At 66.3% G+C, this 19,084-nt stretch carries 20 protein-coding genes; 2 read left to right on the forward strand and 18 right to left on the reverse strand.

Features of this window, described 5'->3' with window-relative positions; genetic code table 11:
- Positions 1-9 precede the first annotated feature (9 nt).
- The 8 genes from SLNSH_RS06200 to SLNSH_RS06240 form a co-directional block, all read right to left on the reverse strand.
- On the reverse strand, positions 10-939 hold the full coding sequence (locus SLNSH_RS06200) for a YncE family protein (protein ID WP_106335804.1): 930 nt from the start codon (positions 937-939) through the stop codon (positions 10-12).
- Positions 940-1,557: 618 nt separating this feature from the next.
- Complete coding sequence (locus SLNSH_RS06210; protein ID WP_146140200.1) at positions 1,558-1,848, reverse strand: hypothetical protein; 291 nt, start codon at positions 1,846-1,848, stop codon at positions 1,558-1,560.
- Positions 1,849-2,119: 271 nt separating this feature from the next.
- The gene (locus tag SLNSH_RS06215; protein WP_106335807.1) at positions 2,120-3,100 is read right to left on the reverse strand and encodes a DUF1259 domain-containing protein; all 981 of its coding nucleotides are present in this window, start codon (positions 3,098-3,100) and stop codon (positions 2,120-2,122) included.
- A 35-nt stretch (positions 3,101-3,135) separates the two neighbouring features.
- Entirely contained in the window at positions 3,136-3,369 is a 234-nt protein-coding gene (locus SLNSH_RS06220) for a hypothetical protein (protein ID WP_106335808.1), read from the reverse strand.
- 8 nt (positions 3,370-3,377) lie between these two features.
- Positions 3,378-3,746, reverse strand: a complete 369-nt coding sequence (locus SLNSH_RS06225) for a hypothetical protein (RefSeq protein WP_106335809.1) — start codon at positions 3,744-3,746, stop codon at positions 3,378-3,380.
- The gene (locus SLNSH_RS06230) at positions 3,743-4,378 is read right to left on the reverse strand and encodes a hypothetical protein (protein ID WP_146140201.1); all 636 of its coding nucleotides are present in this window, start codon (positions 4,376-4,378) and stop codon (positions 3,743-3,745) included. The genes SLNSH_RS06225 and SLNSH_RS06230 overlap by 4 nt, the downstream gene beginning before the upstream one ends.
- Positions 4,375-5,778 carry a chromate efflux transporter gene (chrA, locus tag SLNSH_RS06235; protein WP_106335811.1) on the reverse strand — a complete coding sequence of 468 codons (1,404 nt, stop codon included), beginning with the start codon at positions 5,776-5,778 and terminating at the stop codon, positions 4,375-4,377. Before chrA ends, SLNSH_RS06230 begins: the two co-directional genes overlap by 4 nt.
- 2 nt (positions 5,779-5,780) lie before the next feature.
- Positions 5,781-6,602 (reverse strand): chromate resistance protein ChrB domain-containing protein, encoded by an 822-nt coding sequence (locus tag SLNSH_RS06240; RefSeq protein WP_106335812.1) that lies wholly within the window; start codon positions 6,600-6,602, stop codon positions 5,781-5,783.
- A gap of 387 nt (positions 6,603-6,989) precedes the next feature.
- Between SLNSH_RS06240 and SLNSH_RS06245 the strand changes: the two genes are divergently transcribed.
- Positions 6,990-7,922 (forward strand): DMT family transporter, encoded by a 933-nt coding sequence (locus SLNSH_RS06245; protein WP_245422092.1) that lies wholly within the window; start codon positions 6,990-6,992, stop codon positions 7,920-7,922.
- Positions 7,923-8,024: 102 nt separating this feature from the next.
- Here the strand turns inward: SLNSH_RS06245 and SLNSH_RS06250 are convergent, their stop codons facing one another.
- The 10 genes from SLNSH_RS06250 to SLNSH_RS06300 form a co-directional block, all read right to left on the reverse strand.
- On the reverse strand, positions 8,025-8,921 hold the full coding sequence (locus SLNSH_RS06250; protein WP_146140202.1) for a hypothetical protein: 897 nt from the start codon (positions 8,919-8,921) through the stop codon (positions 8,025-8,027).
- 41 nt (positions 8,922-8,962) lie between these two features.
- Positions 8,963-9,214: an HGGxSTG domain-containing protein gene (locus SLNSH_RS06255; protein WP_106335814.1), complete on the reverse strand. Its 252-nt coding sequence runs from the start codon at positions 9,212-9,214 to the stop codon at positions 8,963-8,965.
- Positions 9,215-9,217: 3 nt separating this feature from the next.
- Positions 9,218-10,426: an AAA family ATPase gene (locus SLNSH_RS06260; RefSeq protein WP_158266700.1), complete on the reverse strand. Its 1,209-nt coding sequence runs from the start codon at positions 10,424-10,426 to the stop codon at positions 9,218-9,220.
- Between the two features lie 189 nt (positions 10,427-10,615).
- Positions 10,616-10,996 carry a hypothetical protein gene (locus SLNSH_RS06265; RefSeq protein ID WP_106335816.1) on the reverse strand — a complete coding sequence of 127 codons (381 nt, stop codon included), beginning with the start codon at positions 10,994-10,996 and terminating at the stop codon, positions 10,616-10,618.
- Between the two features lie 61 nt (positions 10,997-11,057).
- Positions 11,058-11,366 carry a hypothetical protein gene (locus SLNSH_RS06270; RefSeq protein ID WP_106335817.1) on the reverse strand — a complete coding sequence of 103 codons (309 nt, stop codon included), beginning with the start codon at positions 11,364-11,366 and terminating at the stop codon, positions 11,058-11,060.
- 63 nt (positions 11,367-11,429) lie between these two features.
- Entirely contained in the window at positions 11,430-12,047 is a 618-nt protein-coding gene (locus SLNSH_RS06275; RefSeq protein ID WP_146140203.1) for a hypothetical protein, read from the reverse strand.
- Positions 12,044-12,898: a protein rep gene (locus tag SLNSH_RS06280; RefSeq protein WP_158266701.1), complete on the reverse strand. Its 855-nt coding sequence runs from the start codon at positions 12,896-12,898 to the stop codon at positions 12,044-12,046. The genes SLNSH_RS06275 and SLNSH_RS06280 overlap by 4 nt, the downstream gene beginning before the upstream one ends.
- 613 nt (positions 12,899-13,511) lie before the next feature.
- Positions 13,512-13,820, reverse strand: coding sequence for a helix-turn-helix domain-containing protein (locus SLNSH_RS06290; RefSeq protein WP_158266702.1), 309 nt, complete (start codon positions 13,818-13,820; stop codon positions 13,512-13,514).
- A 131-nt stretch (positions 13,821-13,951) separates the two neighbouring features.
- Positions 13,952-14,158 (reverse strand): helix-turn-helix domain-containing protein, encoded by a 207-nt coding sequence (locus tag SLNSH_RS06295; protein ID WP_106335822.1) that lies wholly within the window; start codon positions 14,156-14,158, stop codon positions 13,952-13,954.
- Positions 14,159-14,499: 341 nt separating this feature from the next.
- Positions 14,500-15,768, reverse strand: a complete 1,269-nt coding sequence (locus tag SLNSH_RS06300) for a tyrosine-type recombinase/integrase (RefSeq protein WP_245422094.1) — start codon at positions 15,766-15,768, stop codon at positions 14,500-14,502.
- A 750-nt stretch (positions 15,769-16,518) separates the two neighbouring features.
- Between SLNSH_RS06300 and SLNSH_RS06305 the strand changes: the two genes are divergently transcribed.
- Complete coding sequence (locus tag SLNSH_RS06305; RefSeq protein WP_106335823.1) at positions 16,519-19,077, forward strand: arylsulfatase; 2,559 nt, start codon at positions 16,519-16,521, stop codon at positions 19,075-19,077.
- The last annotated feature ends 7 nt before the right edge of the window (positions 19,078-19,084 follow it).

The raw sequence follows: 19,084 nt of genomic DNA on the forward strand, positions 1-19,084 counted from the left end.
TCGCTCGCCTCAGGGCGCCGGCCGAAAAACGAGCAGCTCCGCCTGTCCTCCCGATGCAGGGCTCGCGACGTAGAGCCGGTCCGTCTCGGGGACGAAAAGCGAGGTTCTCGCCCCCTTCGAGGTCGCGATCCTCGCGGGAGCCACGTTCGGGTCGTCCGGCTGCACGTCGACGAAGCCCTCCCCGCAGCTGACATAGAACCTGCGGCGGCGCGCGTCGTAGAAGACGTCGTCGGCGTCCCCGCACGTGGCTTTCCGCCACAAAAGCGAGCCGTCGAGCCCGTAGCGCAGCAGGGTGGCCGGCTTCCGGGCCACAATCGCCAGACCTGCGGGATCACCGCCGTAGGCCATCGGGAAGGTCGCCCGGAACTCGCCCGTCCGCCAGCTCGCGGCCCGCCGCCCGGACTGGATGTCCACGACGGCGACTTCGCCCCGGTCGGGAACGTTGACGAACGCCCGCTGGCCGGAGGCGTCCAGCTGGAACCCCTCCGGGTGGCCGCCCAACTCGATGACGGCCTTCTTCGCCCTGTCCCTCGGGTCGATGACGGCGAGGGCGCCCTCGCCATACCCGACCACGACGCGGTCGCCGCGGATGCGGACGTTGTCCGCATCCTGCTTGAGGTCGATCCGACCGGAAGGCGCCAGGGTCTTGCCGTCGAACAGGCGCACAGAGCCGTCCCGGGCGTTGGCCACGTAAAGCGTATCCGTCGAGGGCTCGTAGCCCACCCCCTGGGGCTCCGCCAGGCCGGCGATTCCGGCGGCGACCTTGGCCTGCTCGATGTCGACGACGCCGACGCTGTCGTTGCCGAGCTCGGCCACGAACAGGCGTTTCCCAGCCAGGTCAACCGCGAGGTGGTCGATGCGCCCCCCGACGGGACCGAGCGGAATCCGTGCCTCCAGAACGAGGCCTTCAGCCGCCTGCGCTCCAACGGCGTACAGCATGAGGCCGAGCGCGCAGACGCACGCGCACGTCGTCTGTGAAGGCGTCCTCGTTGCTGCCCATCCCATGGCGACCTCCTTGGGGACACACCGGACCAGGTGGGGCGTCTCGCGAGCACTCATAATTGCGGCGACAGGAAGAGGCACCGGGTGCCTGTGATCTCGTAGCCGTAGCCCCCCGGGTCTGCTCGGACATGCGGGCACACCCAGGCTCTGCCGTCAGGGCTGAGGCTGCCTATTACGCTGTCTCCCGTCACCTGGTAGCGCTGTTCGCCGATCTGCACCTCAAGACCGCCGCCCTCAGACCGGGTGACGGCGCTGGTGGCTATCGGACGACAGTCATTGTTGCCGCAGCACAGCGCCCCGCTCCCGTTCCGGATCCCCTCAAGCCAGTCGTTGGACGGATCCCCGTCCGTCTTGGTGTCATGCGCTCCCGCAGCGGAAGCCTGAAGGAGTACGGCCAGCGCTGCCGCGAATGCCCGCAAGCGTGTTGGCCCGCACCTGACGCTCAGCCTCTGCATAATCGTTCCTCCCTGGCCGGCTCGCGATGGGCGGCAGCGGCCATCCACCCCGCGGCGCCGCCCCTCTCCAGATTTCGCGAGAGGTCGTTCCAGCCGCCAGCTAGTCGTCGTCCTCGTCGTCCTCGGCGACGGCCTTCCCGGTCTGGGCATTGACGGTCATGTTCTCCGTCTTCCCGTTCTTCTGCCCCGAGATGAGGAGGTTCGCGCCCTGTCTTTGCACCTGGACGTTGGAGTAGCCCTCCGACTGCATCTTCTGAACGATCTGCTCTTGAGTCATCGGCTGGCCGCCGGCGGTGAAATCCGGCCTCTGGTCCGCCGCGAACGCGACCAGAGCGGCGGCTCCGAGCGCCAGAGCTCCTGCGGAGGCGATCAATATGGGTTTTGCGGGCATCGTGCTCTCCTGTGGTGCTGAGCCCCCCAGATTGGTTCTCGCTAGCGCGAGCCGGCGCCTTCTTCCACCGAGCAGCCGTTGCTTGCGCCGGATTGGGCGGCCGAAGTTCGATGCACCAGGACCGCCACGTGCGCTTGCCAAGCGACTGGACATTCGCCAGAAGGTCGGCTGACGCTAACGCCCCGAGCGGGCCGGGACCCGCAGCCCGCTAAGATGTGCCGGCCGGACGCATCCATCCGGACGCAGGCCCTGGTATGGCCGGACGCGAAGCTTACTCCTGCTGCTGTCCGCACTTGGCGACTTCGTCCGCGCTGTGCTGCTTCTGCGCCGCCACGACCTCCTTGCACTGCGGGTCCATGCCGGCCTTGGGCGCGCCGCCCGCCAGGCTGACCTTGTCGAGCGCGGCGCGAAGCCCGGTCGCGACCTTGCCAGCCTCGTCATTGGCCCAGAAGTGCATGAAGAACAGCCGCGGCTCGTCGGCCAGCATGTGGTTATGGATGGCGGTCACCTCGATGCCGTTGGCCCGCAACGCCTTCAGCACCGGGTTCACCTCGTCAGCTGTCAGAACAAAGTCCCCTGTCGTAGCGACCTTGCCGCCCCCGGTCGGCTGCATGTTGATGCCGATGGCGGATCCCATGGATTCCGGTACGTCCATGCCCTCGTCCTTGACCGGCTGCCCCCGCGCCGCCGAGAACTGCAGCACGCCGCCGTTGACCTTGCCCTTCTGGCCGAGGGTCTTCTCGATGGCCGCCTGGTCGAGGTCGAGCGCTGTCGCAGGCGCGGCCGCCGTGGTGAGCGCCATGGGTGTTGCGCTGAGCGCCAGCGCTTCGTGCAGCGCGGCCGCGAGCTTCACCGGGTCGCCGCGGCCGGCGACGTGCATGTAGAGCGTAAAGGGCTCCGCCCGCAGCAGGTGGTTGTGGACGGCAGTGATCGTGATCCCGCTCTCGGAAAGTTTGGCCATCACAGGGTTGATCTCCTGCTGCGTGAGCACGAGGTCGCCCATCACCATGGCCTCTGAGCCCATGGGCCGGAACGCGAGCCAGCCGCCCAGCGCGAGCGCCGGCTTGATCTCGACGCCGTCCACCCGGACCCTGAGGTCGGTGCGCGGCAAGCCGACCCGGTAGACGTCGCCCTGCATGGAGCCCTCACGCCCGAGGGCCTTTCCAACGGCGCCCCAGTCGGGCGCGGCCAGGACGGCGGAACCGGTCAGAATCGCGGCGGACGCTACAAAGACTGCGATGGCTCGGCGCATGGCGCTTCTCCTGTTCGCCCCCTGGGTTCGCCCCTCTAGGCATGGCGGCCAGGCTGCTCCTCCGGCGGCCGCACGTGGCGGAAGGTCCAGAGCAGCAGCAGGTCGTAGGCGATCTTGAGGGCCGTGAGGTACACGGGCAGCAGCGCCGCCACGAACCCGTCGCCGAAGTCGCGCAACGCCCGCCCCCAATAGAGCCGCGCGACCAAATATGCATCCGCGGCCACCAGCCGGAGGTCCAGTCCACGCCCTATCGTGGTGACGTGCTGCACGGCCCGCCTCAGCTTCTGCTCGAAGGGCGCTGCAAGATCCCTTCTTCGGGGATGGAGGGGCCGTCCTCCCGCAGCTGAACCCGTTCCCCCGCTCGCCAGACCTCGTAGCAGCGCTCGGCCTCATCCGACCGGGTCAGGCAGAGCCGATCCTTGTCTTGCCGCCACCGTCCGGCGCCGCGTCGGCCCATCGCCACCGCCCCCAAACGGCCGCCGCGCTGGAAAAAGTAGGCCCAGTGCACCGCGTCGGTGAACTCCATGCCGGGGACCGTCCGGCGGATCTCGGGGGCCCCGAGCTTCCGGAAGCCGTCCTCCGCCTGGGCGGGCCCGGAGCAGACGAGGAGGCCGGAGACGGCCAAGAGCAGCCAGTGCGTTCTCATGGCGCCATCCTCGCCGAGATGCGGTCAAAGCGCGCGATGGTGTCCGCCTCAGTCCACAGCGCCAGATGGCCGGCCACCCCGAACGCGGTGTCGCGGACGGTGAAGAGTTCGGCTCCCTCGAACGAGACGGTGAAGGCGTCGCCCGCGGCCCGCAGTCCAAGCTCGTGCCAGGTCGCGGTCGCGACGGGCTGCACCACACCTTGGATCTCCTCAAGCCGCCCTGCCACGACCCGGTTCAGCGTGATCCTGTTCGCGATGCAGTCGGCAACGGCGACGTAGTAGTTGTTCTCGTCGATGACGCGCACGGCCAGGCCGGCAGCCTGGTGGACGTGACCGGCCACCGACTTGAAGCGTACGGTCGCGCCCACGTCTTTGGCGCTGAAAAGCGAGTAGATGGCGAGAGGAAACCTGTTGCTCGTTTGGTCCGGCGTCCGTTGCTCAAAGGCGACCCCGCCCGCGGCTCCGCCGTCGCGAACCGTGGTCCACAGGCCGACAAGGCCGTCCCCCGTGAGCCCGATCTGGAACCCGGCCGGGACCTCGCCCATCCCCAACCGCTCGAAGGTCACCGTCTGGGCAGAGGCCGGTGCGGTTATAAGGAGAGCGGCGAGCGCCGCGAGTGCGCGCCGGGTCACGCGATCGCTCCCGCAAAGTAGAGCCCCACTCCGGCCGCCGAGCAGGCCGCCAGCGTCCGGATCATGCCGACCTTGTAGCGGAACATCGCGATGACCGCCGCGGTCGCCAACGCCAGCGCCCATGGGTCCACGCTCGTGAAGACGGGCCTGTCGAAGTCGAGCCCCCAGGCGTGCACCGGCTCCACCTGCCGGAACAGGGCGTGGATGGCGAACCAGATCGCCAGGTTCAGGATGACACCCACGACGGCCGCGGTGATGGCCGAGAGCGCGCCTGCGAGGGCCTTGTTGCCGCGTAGGATCTCGATGTAGGGCGCCCCTAGGAAGATCCAGAGGAAGCAGGGCGCGAAGGTGACCCAAGTCGCGAGCAGCCCGCCAAGGGTTCCCGCCAGCATGGGCGGCAGCGCGCCGGGGTCGCGAAAGGCCGCCATGAAGCCCACGAACTGGAGCACCATGATCAGCGGGCCGGGCGTCGTCTCAGCCATGCCGAGCCCGTCCAGCATCTCGCCGGGCTTCAGCCACCCGTAGGCGTCGACGGCTTGCTGGGCCACGTAGGCCAGCACGGCGTAGGCTCCGCCGAAGGTGACCATGGCCATCTTGGAGAAGAACAGGGCGATCTGGCTGAAGGTGGCGGAGGGCCCGAGCGCCAGCAGCAGCGCGCCGACCGGGACCAGCCAGAGCGCCGCCGCAACGGCGGCGGCCCGCATCGCGTTGGCCCGGCTCGGCGCCTCAGGGCCCGAGCCGTCGTCGGCCAGCAGGTAGGCGACGGGCGGCCCGGCCTTGCCCTTCGAGGGGCCGTGTCCGCCGCCGACGGCGAACTGCGGAAGGCCAGCGCGACCGCCCGCGAAGCCGATGAGACCCGCCGCCAACACGATCGCCGGGAACGGCGCGCCGAAGAAGAAGATGGCCACGAAGGCGGCGGCCGCGAGCGTGATCATGAGCCGGTTCTTCAGCGCCTTGGAGCCGACCCGCAGCACGGCTTCCAGCACCACCGCGAGCACGGCCGCCTTGAGGCCGAAGAACAGGGCGGTGACGAAGCCCACGGCGCCGAAAGCGGCGTAGATCCAGCTCAGCGCCATGATGGCGACGATGCCCGGCACGACGAACAGGCCGCCGGCGACCACCCCGCCCCGCCGCCCGTGCAGCAGCCAGCCGACATAGGTGGCGAGCTGCTGGGCCTCGGGGCCGGGCAGGAGCATGCAGTAGTTCAGCGCGTGCAGGAACCGGTTCTCCGAAATCCAGCGCTTCTCGTCGACCAGGATGCGGTGCATGACGGCGATCTGGCCGGCGGGACCACCGAACGACAGGGCGGCGACCCTGGCCCAGACGACAACGGCCTCGCGGAAGGAGGGGTGGGCCGGAGGCGCTGTCGCGGCGCCGGCGCGGTCGACCACGGCGTCCATGGTCACGCCCCCGGCCGGTTCGTGGGCCAGTTGTGCGTCTCGTCCGTGGCGTCTCGGCACCAGCGGTAGAAGGCGTCATAGAGCACCATTCCGGCGTCGAGCTGCTCAAGGTCGTCGACGAAGTTGCGGGACAGCCCGAGTGACGCCGCAAGGAGGCCGGCGGCCGGCGGTTCGAGATCGAGCCGGTCGGTGTCGGCGGCGCGCACGATGCGGGCGAGGTGCGACAGCCCCGGGCTCGAAAGCCCGAGTTCCTCAACCATGACGTCAAACGAGCAGAGCTCGCCCCGGTGGCTCCAGAATACGTCCTCGACGTCGAAGGGCGTGGCGTCGAAGCGGCTCGCGACGCCAGCCACCTCGGAGGCCTTCACGTAGAGGAAGACCGCAGCTGGGTCGACAAAGCGCTGGATCAGCCAGGGACAGGCGATCCGGTCGATCTTGGGTCGCTCGCGCGTGACCCAGACGGTGCGCCCGAGGCCGTCCCGCGGCGGTAGCTTGTCGGCGATTACGCGGGGCTGGTCGGCCCGTCCCCAGCCCTCGGTGCCGCCGTCCAGGCTTTCGGCTGTGGCCGCGCCGGCGTGCCGCAACCAAGCTGCGACACCGTGGCTGAGCTTGAGACCCTGCTGGCAGACGACCACGACCGAATGGCCCGCGTAGGCGTCCGCCCATGCCGCCACGTCCTTGTGCGAGCGGCGCACCGAGCCGGGCACCAGGAAGGGCTCGGCGTCGAAGTCCTCGTCCGTCCGCACGTCCACGATTGTGGGGCAGGCGGCGGTGCCGATAAGGCGGGCGAGCTTGTCGATGGATATGGAGTTTACAGAAGGCATGACGCGTCCCCGGCTTGAAAAAGCGAACCTGGACGCGATGCTTCGGCCGTAGCCTCTTGAGGGGACCGCAACCCCCAGGCCGGGGATCAGAGCGCGGGGCCGAGGTGCTGTCAAGCGACATCGCCTTGACGAGCCCGTCTGTACGACGGCGAAGGCGGCGATCTCTGGAGTACCGCTTACCACCCCAAGCGGACCTGACGGGCGGTTCTCGATGAACACCAGAACGGGATTACGACGCTGAGCGCCACGGCAGAGGCTAAGCTCGCCACCAGCTTGTCATAGCGGACCGCCACGCGGCGGTGTGCTCGTCCGACGACCATAGCAGGAAACGGGATGTCGGCTCTGGGAGCGGCGTCTAACTTCCCGCCGCTCGCCCAGGAGAGCCCCATGCAATCACCCCAAATCCGAGGCATGACCTCCACTGAATGGACCATGCTGGTCGCCCTCTCGATCCTGTGGGGCGGCTCGTTCTTCTTCACGGGGGTGGCCATCAAAGCGCTGCCGCCACTGACCCTCGTGCTGCTTCGGGTTGGGCTGGCGGCCATCGTCCTCCACGCGGTCATCCGCTTGGTGGGGGCGAGGATGCCCTACACAAGACCCGTATGGGCCGCCTTCTTCGGCATGGGGCTCCTTAACAACGCCGTCCCGTTCTGCCTGATCGTGTGGGGGCAAACCCACATTGCGTCGGGCTTGGCGGCGATCTTGAACGCCACTACGCCACTGTGGACTGTCGTGGTGGCCCACTTCCTCACAGCCGATGAGAAGATGACGGGCAATCGTCTTGTTGGCGTTCTAGTCGGCTTGGTCGGGGTCGTCGTCATGGTCGGCCCCGCCGTGCTCTCGGACGTGGCCGCATCGGGGTTTGCTCAGGTCGCCGTGCTTGGCGCTGCCCTGTCCTATGCCTTCGCGGGCGTCTTCGGGAGGCGGTTCGGGCGGATGGAAGTCCCGCCTCTCGCCACGGCCGCAGGACAGGTCACGGCGTCCTCCGTCATGCTCCTCCCGATCGCGTTGTTCTTCGACCGGCCGTTGACGCTGCCCGTTCCCGACCTCGCCGTGTGGGCGGGGGTGTTCGGCCTCGCGACCTTCTCGACCGCGCTCGCCTACGTTCTCTACTTCCGCATTCTGGCCACGGCCGGGGCGACCAACCTGCTGCTCGTGACCTTCCTGATCCCGATTTCCGCCATCCTGCTCGGCACGCTGGCGCTCGGCGAGCGGCTCGATCCGCGACACTTCGTTGGTATTGCCCTGATTGGGTGCGGCCTCGCCGCAATTGACGACCGCCTACTCAATCGGTTTCGCCATCCAGTGGTGACGACATAGGTGGCGGGCCAGCACCGCCAAAGTGGTGGCCTTGTGCCCAGGTAACATCAGCCTGAGTGACCGGTGGCGAACGGGACCGGTTTGCAGGACCGGCGAGCATCATCATGCAGCCTGATCCGACCTTCGATTAACTCGAAGCCGGCCGGCCACTTTGAGCAAATTGAGCCGAGCCCTCTTGAGCTCTGCGATGTCATGCTGTCTCGCAAAAAGCCGCTGTTTGCACTCACCCGCGCTTTCGAACCACGCGGCCTCTGGCGCATGAGGCGGGATCCAGATTACGCCGAGGAGGTGCCGGCTCAAATCCGTGATCGTGGCCCAGACGGCTTCTTCGCACTCTGTAATCCCATTCGGACGGCCGCCCAGATCATCCCACCACCCCTCATCTCGGGGCTCCAGCCTATAACGCTGCTTCAGTGTTCGCCGATTGAGGACGAGGATGCAGCCCAGAGGCTCGGCATCGTCTCTTCCTTCCATAAGGGCAAAGTGCGCGGCGACATCGACGGACCGCGTCAAGAATACGCCCGGGAAGCCCGAAGGTGAGCGATACATCGCATTATCGTCCAGCATAGACTGGCCGTATCGGCTCCCATGGAACAGCGCTTCCTCGCCCCGAGGGACCAGGCGCCGCCAGTGGCGCGACGTTGCCCATTCGTAAACGCACGGCAGAATTTCCCCATTGCGAGCGGGCGGGACCCGTTTCAACTCGGGCAGGCGCGGCAGCATGTGTTCCGGCAAGAGGTCACCGGCCTCTTCGAGCCGTTCTTTCAGCTTCGAGTTAAATGCGTGCCGCATCAGATCGAAGACGCGTTCCGGGTCAAGTTTCTCCGCCATAGTGAGTTCGCGAACACAGGCGCAGGCCAGATCACATAACGTATGGCTCGTGGGCTTGGGCATTTCTCCTTCTCGCATCTCGTCTTGGACGAGAGCCGCGTAGGCCCTTATCAGGCTTTCGGCGATGCTTTCCGGCGTGGGACGTTCTACGATGGCTTGCTCTGTCACGACGTGCTCCATTGGCGGCCCGTTCTGGCGGGCAGGTTTAGTCAGGATTTCGGGAAAGCCTTGAGGATGGCCCGCAGGGCGTCGTTCTCTGCCTCGCTCTCGACCGTGAAGCGGCCGTGCTTGTAGCTCCCGTTGCGCTCGCCCTTGGGCGCGCCGGCGCCCTTTCCGCAGCCATGGATCTGGCATCGGGGGCGACCACGAAGGGCTGGCTTCTGGCAGGTTCCGCCTGAGCGGGTCCGGGCGCCGCAACGGGGCGCGTTCCGAAGGCGGGCAGGCTGGTTGTCGATCGACATGGCTTATTCCCCCGCCTGCGAGCCGTCCGAAGGCCGCCAACTCTCGCGAAGGCCGCCAACATCGCCATGGCGGTCTTCGGCGTTCTTGACGGAGTTCGGCAGCGAGATGAGCCAGGGGCCCTTCATCGCTGCCTTCTCCGACCTGATGCCCAGGGCCGCTCGGGCGCGCTCCAGGTTGCGTCCCGAGATCCCCAATTGGCGGGCTTCCTCCTCGACCTCTGAGGTCGGGCGCGCACCATCAGCAAGGGCTTCCCGCAGGAAGTCGCATGCTTGGTCCACCTTCGACAGTCGGTCCGTGGGTTGGCTCTTCCCGACTGTGTCGGCCGTGTGAAGGACGGGCGTGTCGAGGAACTCCACGCAGGATGTCCGGATGCCTTCTCCGACCGTCTTGCCCACGATCTCGAACGCGAGCCCTGGCGTGCGTGCCAGGTTCGTCTTCTGAGGCAGCAGCAAGCGGCGATCCTCGTCATCAGGATCTTGCGCGACCAGGAGGGCGGATCGGGCAGCTGCGATCAGCTCGCCGGATCCTTTCACGGCAGAGATGGCGTTCCGCCCGCCGCGCTTGTTGAGGTGCGTGACGAGAACCACCGCGACCCGATGCTTGGCCGCCAGTTGTTGCAGCCGCCCCATGAGGGCGCGCACGGACGTGCCCTCATTCATGCCCTTGGGGCCGCCATAGGCGCTTATGGGATCGATGACGACGAGGCGCACGTCTCCAAGCTGTTCGAGCGCCTGGCCGAGCCTCTCGATGTCCTGGTGCAGATCCACCTGACGATGAGCGCTGCCGGTCGCCGCCGTGCCGGTGATTACGTGCACGCGCCTGATGTCCGCCCCAGCAGCAGCGATGCGGGGCTTGATGGTGTCCGTCACGCCGTCCTCGCAGTTCAGCAGGATGGCGCTCCCGACGGGCAGGTCCGACCCGCCAGGGAGTTCCACGCCAGCAGTCGCAGCGGCCGCAAGCATGGCTGTGAGCTGGCTCTTGCCGAGGCCCGGATCGCCCGAAATGACAGTCACGTGGCCAATCGGGATGCGTCCTTCCCAGAACCACTCAATGGCCTCTTCCTTCACTTCGGAGAGTGACACAAGGATCAGGTCGCCGGGCGTGTACGCCGGCCCAGCGAGGACAACGTGATCTCTCTCTTCGGCGACGGGCAGTACCGCGTCGAGATTTTGCTGGACGGGTAACTCGATGTCGGCGAGCGCCGGCTCCACATGTTGGGCAGGTGATCTGAGGGCAGCCAGAAGAGCGTCAGCTCGGTGCTTCTCAGGCCTAAGGAGCGGCCCGCATGCTCGGACCAATTCCCCAGGCTGCTTGTCGATAGCCCGCGCAATGTGGGGCAGTTTTATTCCAGCCCGGCGGGTCGCCCGCCGTAACTCTCGATACGTGGTCACTGCGCCCTCCTACAACGGCAAGTCGTCGTCAAGAGGAGAACTCCTGCTTTCGGCTTGCTCTCGTTCGTCGGTGCTCGCCGCCGCTCTGCGCGCGTCCAAGTAGTCCAAGTGCTGCTCAAGATCGTCCTTGCCGTATAGGACGTGTTCGACCTCCTCTCGGTAGGTCGTGAGCATCGCGACGGCCACCTCGTGGACGGCCTCCGCGTAGTCCTTCGCCGCGTCTCGTTCGAGACGCGTTAGGCTCTTGTCGCCCTCGATGGCGAACTTGAATGCCTTGCCATCTCCTGGGCAGAACGGCTCATACGTGTCGTCCTCAAGCGCGCGCTGCAGAACGATGGCCGCCTTGAACATCTTCCGGCAGGCGTGCTTGAGCGTCATCTTCTCGGTCACCTTAGATCTCCATTATTGGTTCGGTGGGGTTGGCCGCCGAAAAACAACCAGCCCCTCTCGCTCACGCCGCCTTGCTGGCCTGGGCCTGCTTCTCGGCCCTGCGGGCCAAGCGATCGGCGACCTGCCAGACCTCCAGCCGGCTGACATGGCTGAAGAGCTTTTCCTGCTCTTGGGTGAGCTGGTCCGCTTCGTGCGCTTCAAGGGCCTTAAACAGGCACTCGGCCTTCAGGCCCGGCTGCTCTTGAAATTCCAGCGAGCGGGGAAAGCCGAACGAGATCGCGAGGCAGTGGCAGTAGAAGGTCACGTCATCGGAAAACTGGCCGATCCGCCGAGGATTGGTGCTGGAGCTGGTTGTCGGGGTGGTTTTCATCCTGTTTCTCTGGTTGCTGGAGCGGGCGAGTGGAGGCCGCCCGGATGCCTCGTGGGGGTCACGTCAGCTCGCCACCCCCTTCCTCGTGGTGACCGTTCCCACGATGGCGTTCGCCCCTTCATTGATGTTCAGGCGCTCGACGCGGATGAGCTGGGCGGTGGGGCGGCGGAGGCGCACGAGGGCCTCGACTTGCCGCCCGAAGGCGCGGAAGAACTTGGCGGCGATGTTTCCCGCCGAGGCGAAGTCGGCATGAAGCGGGTCCGTGCTCATGAGCCGCCCGGCGAGGCGGAGGCTCACGGCATGAACGACCGCCATTTGCGTCGCGAGAGCCCCTTCGACCTCATTCTGCGGCTCGACCCCCGCCACGAGGGCGATCGCGCTGTTCATCTCCGCTTCCGTGGGTGGACGGCCCAGGCCGGTGGAGAGGGTCTTGAACAGGGCGTCCAGCTGCGCCTGCGCGAAGTCGTCAGAGTTGGTCCCAAAGAGGGCCCTCAACTGCGCGCGTGCAGGTTCAGGATCAGCGCCCTCGATGAGCCCGTATGTGAGGCGTCCTTTCTGGTCCTGCCCCACCCGAACCTGAGGAGGAGCAGGACGGTCCTTTGCGGGGGACAGGGGTGACGAGGGTTCGCCGCCAGTGAGGGGCGTGAGCCGCTGATCCAGGCTCAGAAGGTTGGCGCTCATCGAGCGTCCTCCGCACGGCCAAGCACGCCATTGCCGCGCAGGAGGGCCAGGCGAGAGAGGGCGTGAGAAGCTTCCTCGAAGGCCGCCAAGCTGCGGCCATCCCCATGCAGGGCCGCCACGAGGAGGGAGAAGGGAGATCCGCGATCGGATGGCGACCAGGAGCGAGCCAGATACGCGCCTAACCCTCGCGGGTCATGGACGATCCGCTCGTCCGTCGTAGCCTTCGAGACGGCGTAGCCCCGCCGTTCCAGCTGGCGCACATAGCGGGACGAGATCGCTTCAGCCGCAATGCGGGCCGACTTGAAGCTCTTCGCCGCCACGACGAGGTGGAGGTGAGCGTGCCAGCGTCCATTGGCGTGCGTAACGTGAAGGGCTCGCAGAAAGCCCGCCACCCCATGTTCGTGCCTCAGGCGCTTGTAAGGCGATCCGTCGCGAGCCCGCCCGAGGAGGTCGGTGGTGATCCGGATCTGGTCCGCCAAGCGGCCAAAGGGGAAGCCTTCAACCGTCAGCGTGAGGAGCCACAGGCCGTAGCCCTCGCGAGCGGCGCGCTGGAGCCTATCGACGGCCATGCGGCGGTAAGCGCGCATGCGGTCGGCGTGGCACACGGGGCAGAGGAGGTGCCGGCAGCGGCGCAGGCCCTTGCGGTAGGGGATGGGCCAGACGCCACGGAGCAGGTAGGCGGCGGCTTCGGCTTGGAGGAGGGCTTGGCAGGAGCTGGCCCAGCTTGGAGGAGAGGTCCACGGGAGAGGCAGAGCGGGGGTCGCGGAAGTCAGTCCCTTAAACCCAGACCGAATGGTCCAGCGGCCTCGATCTGAACCAGTGGCCGGCGGAACGTGACTGGAAGCGGTCATCGCACTCCCTCCTTGGTCGCGCCAAGGCGAGCCCGAACCCAGGCATCCAAGTCTTCCGGCCGATAGACTGCACACCGCCCGAAGCGGCTGTACGCGGGACCGCCTCCCGCTGCCGCCAGCTTGGCCAGTGTCGCGCGGGCGCACTGCAGCCCCCAGCGGGCGGCAATGTATTCCGCAGCTTGAACTCGCGTCATGTAGGTCTGAGTTCTGACTTCCAAGGCTGGTTGTCCTTGCTCCGGGTGGTCATGCAAATAATAGCTTCGGGATCGGACGCCATCAATGCCCAAGTACTCAGAGACCGGGTAATAGATGTTCAGCGAATAACAACGAACAACAGCGGCACCATGATGCCTTACCTGGAACCGGCAAAATGACGGTTTGGCGCAGACTTCGGATCGTCTTGGGGCCCAGCAGACACCCTGCGCTGGCAGGCCGCCGCTGCGAGGCGCGGATCGCTCGGTAATCCGACCGTTCGATGCCGCCTCCCGGTACCCCGGCGTGGTAGATATAGATGTGTCCCCGACGGCGGACCGTGCATGACGTCCAGAACGGCTGATCAGTCAGACGACAGGGACTGCAAGCAGGCCGGAGCCGCCGGGGTGAGGGAGTACAGTCAGGCCAGAGGGTCAGCGCGACCGTCAGATCGGACCGTGTTTCGGTTTGGAGCCCAGGCACGATAGGCGTTGCTGGGAGCCTGGTTGCTCAGATTGCAGGCCTCATCGGTCAGCCGATATTCGGCCGCACGCTTGGCCTTCCAGCCGAACGAACTGGGAGCGACGACCTCCAGGAAGCCGCGCTGAACCAGCTGGCGGAGCGCCTTGGCGGCAGTGTCCTTTGAGACGCCAAGCCGTTCGGCAAGGGCCCTGGCGGAAACCGCCAGGGCGCCATTGTTTCGCCCGTTGTAGACGCGCTTGACTTCCACAAGGGCGGATCGAGCAACCGGGGTCAGGCTGAGGTAGGCGGATGAGTTCAGGACCTCGTGCGTGAGCCTGACGTATCGGCCGCTACCCTTCGTCTTTCCCTGGTTGTTCGGCTTCGGGAACCGACGCCGGCTCACGCGGGCACCATCGGCTCCAAGTCATCATCAGGGCCCGTTGAGCGATTTTTGGCTACGAGCCTGTGAACGTCTTCTACCCAGACCAAGCGACGCCGCCCGATCTTGACGGAGGGCAGTTCGCCCGATTTGAGCAGCTCGTTCACCTTGGTGGGACCGAGCGACAACATTCGGCATACCTCTTTCACGCTGATTGCGTACTTCATGGGTTATTTCCCGGTTATCGGCACGTCGCCGACAAAGTATCCATCGCGATCGCTCGCGAGCCGCAACGGCCATGAGCCACACGTATGCATGGATTTACATGCGACAAGAGGGTAAAACAAAATAGATCCATCCGATTTTCTGTCACGCTTCCTGCCACGCCGCAGGTACTGAAAGTATCGGCGTCGCTTATGCCGTGACAGCTGTGACAGCCAAAGGAATTTCAATTACTTGACCGTATGGTCCCGCCGGGCCCCGTTGGGGTCGGCGACACAGAGTACGTGGCCGCCTGTCACGCGGGCCAAGCGTCTGTCACGGGGCAGTTCGGGTTTTGCCACAGCCTCTACGAGAGCGGCCCGGGTGGCGTGCGGTCAGGACGGCCGGGCTTCTGCGTGGTCGGGAGCGCACAGTAGGCCGCCCAAGCCTCCATGAGCTTCCGCCGCTTCTCCAGGGCATCCCCTCGCCGATAGGCCCGTTCGGTCCGATCTCCGACCACGTGCGCCAGCGCTGCTTCTATCACCTCACGGGCGAACTCGGTCTCTTCACCCGCCCAGTCCCGGAAGGACGAGCGGAAGCCGTGGACGGTGAGGCCGCGTTCCTTCAGGCCGAGCCGCCGGACCAGCATGTCGAGAGCCATGTTGGACAGCCCGCCGCCGCTCCGGCGTCCTGGAAAGATGTGCGATGCTGCATCGCCTCCAAGCTTCGCCATCTCACGGAGGATCTCGACTGCGCGGGGCGCGAGGGGAACGCGGTGCTCCTTGCCGGCTTTCATGCGGCCAGGGGTCACTATCCAAAGCTTGCGGTCGAAGTCGATCTCCGCCCAGGTCGCTCCCAAGACCTCGCCGGTGCGCGCAGCCGTGAGGACGAGGAACTCCAGCGCGAGACAGGAGATGCCGCCCCGTTCGTGCAGGCGCGTTACGAACTTGCGCAGTTCGGCATAGGGCATGGCTCCGTGATGGCCGCGAGAAAGCCGGTGCCGCGGCGGCAGTAGTGTGTCGAGGTGGTTGCGCCAGGCGGCTGGGTTTGGCCCGGAACGGTGGCCTTGCGCTGTGGCCGCCGCGAGGACGCGCTCCATTCGGCCCCTCAGGCGGGAGGCAGTTTCTGGCTTGGCCAGCCAGATGGGCTGGAGGACGGCCAAGACGTCGGCGGTCGTAATCTCGTTGACGGGTCGGGCGCGAAGCTCACCGCAGTAGTCCCGGAGCGTGTTGCGCCACTGCTGGCGATGCTTCGGGTTGCGCCACGATGCCTCGTTCCCGGCAATGAACGCATCTGCGACTTCGCCGAATGTGGGAACGCGGGGCGTATCTGTCGCGCTCTCGGCCTGTCGCTTCCGGCGCTCCTCGATCGGGTCCTTGCCCTCCTTGACGAGCATGCGGGCCTCGGCGGCCAGTTCGCGCGCGCGGTGGAGCGTGACCCCACCCTTCCCGGCTCGGCCAAGGCCCATCTCGCGCCTCTTCCCATTGGCCGTCCAGAAGAACAGCCAACGCGAACGGCCCTCGCCGTCGCGCTCCAGGTAGAGGCCGCCCCCGTCGGAATGCCGCCCAGCGCCGAGCGTTTCGACCTGTCTCGCGGTCAGCCTGTGCAACACCCGCGCCATCAGAAACCCCGCCATTGGGCCTGATCCGGCCCCACTTCCGGCCCCACTACATGGGGCGGCTCAGGCCGAGGTACAACGGTGGCACGCGAACGAAGTGCAATCAAATCTGTTGCGTTTTCCGCAATGTAGGCATCGGTTCGTGATTGTCAGCGGACGATGGCGAGCCTTAGTTTGGCGGACCCCCTCTCCGCCAATTTCCCCATCTCCTGAAACCGGCAAAGCCCTGCGAAACCAGGCCTTCTTGACGCGCCGCGGACGCCCATCCGGAGCGTTTTGCCGTGCCTGTACCAGGAAATGTACCAGCGGCCCGACCCGACGGCGGTCCCGCTGAAGAGATCGCGGCCGAGCCGCCGCGCGAGGCGGCGGCCGCTCGGCCGGGCCCGCCGCGGGCGCCGAGCTACCTGATCGGCGCCGCCTCCGGCTGGGGCTTCCAGATGCGGCTGCCCGGGTTGCTGCGGCCGGACTCGCCAGGAGCATCGGTCTAACCATATCGCTTGATCTTCGTCAGTATGGCCAACCAACGCTGGCGCAATACTGACCCAAGTCTCCGAGCGGCAAACGGCTTGGTGCGGGAGACATGCGGCCATCCTCCAAGCCGCATGATGGAAATCGCGCCGCCTGCGCTTTTGTGAGCGCGCGTGGCCCGGACCACAGCAGGCCTGTCTGCGGGTATGCACGACAGCCGACTGTGAGCCCAGCTTCTTGAGTTCAGAAACCGGGGACTCGCGACCGCGATGCCCTCATCTCGGGCCAAGGGAGTGGCGCATGACGCACCGCCTCAGTGTAGGGCTACGTGGTGTAACGCTGGCCGTGTTCGCCTTGTGGGGCGCCATCCTGCTGGCTCCGGGCGCAGCGTCGGCGCAAGAGCCGCCCCCGCCAGGGTCCCCCGACGCGACAAGAACCATTGATGGACGCCAGCTTCCGGCGCCCGACCCGGAGTTCGGGGGCGTCATCCGGAACGACGCGCTCCAGTCCAAGGCGTGGTGGGCGCCCCGAATCGTGCCGCCGGCGCAAGCTCCGAACGTCCTGCTGATCATCACGGACGACGCTGGGTTCGGCGTTCCGAGCACTTTTGGCGGGGTCATCCCGACGCCCACCCTGGACCGCATCGCCAACGAGGGCCTGCGCTACAACAACCTGCACTCGACGGCGCTGTGCTCGCCCACCCGCGCCGCCCTGATCACGGGGAGGAACCATCACTCGGTCGGTTTCGGGGTTATCTCGGAGCAGTCGACAGGGTTCCCCGGCTACAACAGCATCATCGGCAAGGACAAAGCGACGGTCGGGCGGATCCTGCTCGACAATGGCTACGCCACCTCCTGGTTCGGCAAGGACCACAACACGCCGGCATTTGAAGCGAGCCAGGCCGGGCCCTTCGACCAGTGGCCCACCGGCATGGGCTTTGAATACTTCTACGGGTTCGTGGGGGGCGACGCGAACCAGTGGCAGCCGAACCTGTTCCGCAACACCACGCAGATCTATCCCTTCGGGGGCAAGCCGGGCTGGAACCTGGTCACGGGCATGGCGGACGACGCCATCGAATACCTCAATCGCCTCAACCAGACCGCGCCGGACAAGCCGTTCTTCATGAAATACGCGCCGGGCGCCACGCACGCGCCGCACCACCCGACCAAGGAGTGGGTCGACCGGATCAGCGCCATGCACCTCTTCGATGCGGGCTGGAACAAGCTGCGCGATCAGATTTTTGAAAATCAGAAGCGGCTCGGAGTTATCCCGAAGGACACGCAGCTCGAGCCCTGGCCCTCCAAGGTCCTGAAGAACTGGGACGAATTGAGCGACCAGGAGAGAAAGCTCTTCGTCAGGCAGGCGGACGTGTTCGCCGCCTTCGTCGCCTACAGCGACCACGAGATCGGGCGCGTCGTCCAGGCCATCCAGGACATGGGCAAGCTCGACAATACCTTGATCATCTACATCAACGGCGACAACGGGACGAGCGCCGAGGGCGGCCCGCTCGGCACCCCCAACGAGGTGGCCTTCTTCAACGGCGTCAACATGATGCCGGTTGAGGACCAGATGAAGTGGTACGACGTCTGGGGCACAGAGCAGACCTACAACCACATGTCGGCTGGTTGGTCCTGGGCCTTCGACACGCCATTCACCTGGTTCAAGCAGAACGCCTCGAAACTCGGCGGCATCGGGCAGAACATGGCGATCTCCTGGCCAGCGCGGATCCTGGACAAGGGCGGGATTCGCGAGCAGTTCACCCACGTCATCGACGTCGTCCCCACCATCCTGGAGGTTGCCGGCATTCGCGCGCCCGACACCGTCGATGGGATACGGCAGGCGCCGATCGAGGGAACGAGCTTCGCCTACACCTTCGACAAGGAGAACGCCAAGGCGCCGACCCGGCACACGACACAGTACTTCGAGATGATGGGCCAATGGGCGCTGTACCACGAGGGCTGGCTGATCAGCACGCAGGTGAACCGCGCGCCCTGGGAAGCCTTCGGCGAAGCGAACCCCGACCCGCTCAACAACCAGGTGCTGGAGCTCTATGACCTGAACAAGGACTTCAGCCAGTCCAAGAACATTGCGGCCGAGAACCCCGACAAGGTCAAGGAGATGAAGGCGAGGTTCATCGAGGAAGCCCGCAAGCACGGCGTGTTCCCGATGGACGCGTCCGTGGCGGCCCGGATCGTGGCGCCGCGGCCGAACATCACGGCCGGACGCACGGAATTCGTCTACACCCATCCCATGGTGGGGCTGCCGCAAGGAGATTCCCCATCACTCCTCAACACCTCCTACACGATCACAGCTGAACTCGACGTGCCGCAAAGCGGCGCCGAAGGCATGATCGTGACCTCTGGGGGGCGCTTTGCGGGATACGGGTTCTATCTGCTCCAGGGCAAGCCCGTGTTCCTGTGGAACCTGGTCGACCTCAAGCGGGTGAAATGGGAAGGACCAGCGCCCCTGAGCCCCGGCCGGCACACGATCGAGTTCGATTTCCGCTACGATGGCCTGGGGGCGGGTACGCTTGCCTTCAACAACATGAGTGGCCTGGGCCGGTCCGGCGCCGGGGTGCTCAAGGTCGACGGCAAGGTCGTCGACACCCAGGCGCTGCCGCGCACCCTTCCTATGATCCTGCAGTGGGACGAGAGCTTCGACATCGGCTCTGACACGCTGACCGGCGTCAATGACGCCGACTACACGCCGCCGTTCAGGCTGACCGCCAAGCTGGTCAGGCTGACTCTGAAGGTGGATCGACCTCAGCTTTCTGAAGCCGACATCAAGAAGCTGGAGAACGCGGAGGCGGTCGCGGTGGACGGAAGGCCGATTCATCACCTGCAGCCCGCGCCGCAGTAGCCGTAGG

This window comes from Alsobacter soli, from assembly GCF_003004785.1.
Classification (GTDB): domain Bacteria; phylum Pseudomonadota; class Alphaproteobacteria; order Rhizobiales; family Beijerinckiaceae; genus Alsobacter; species Alsobacter soli.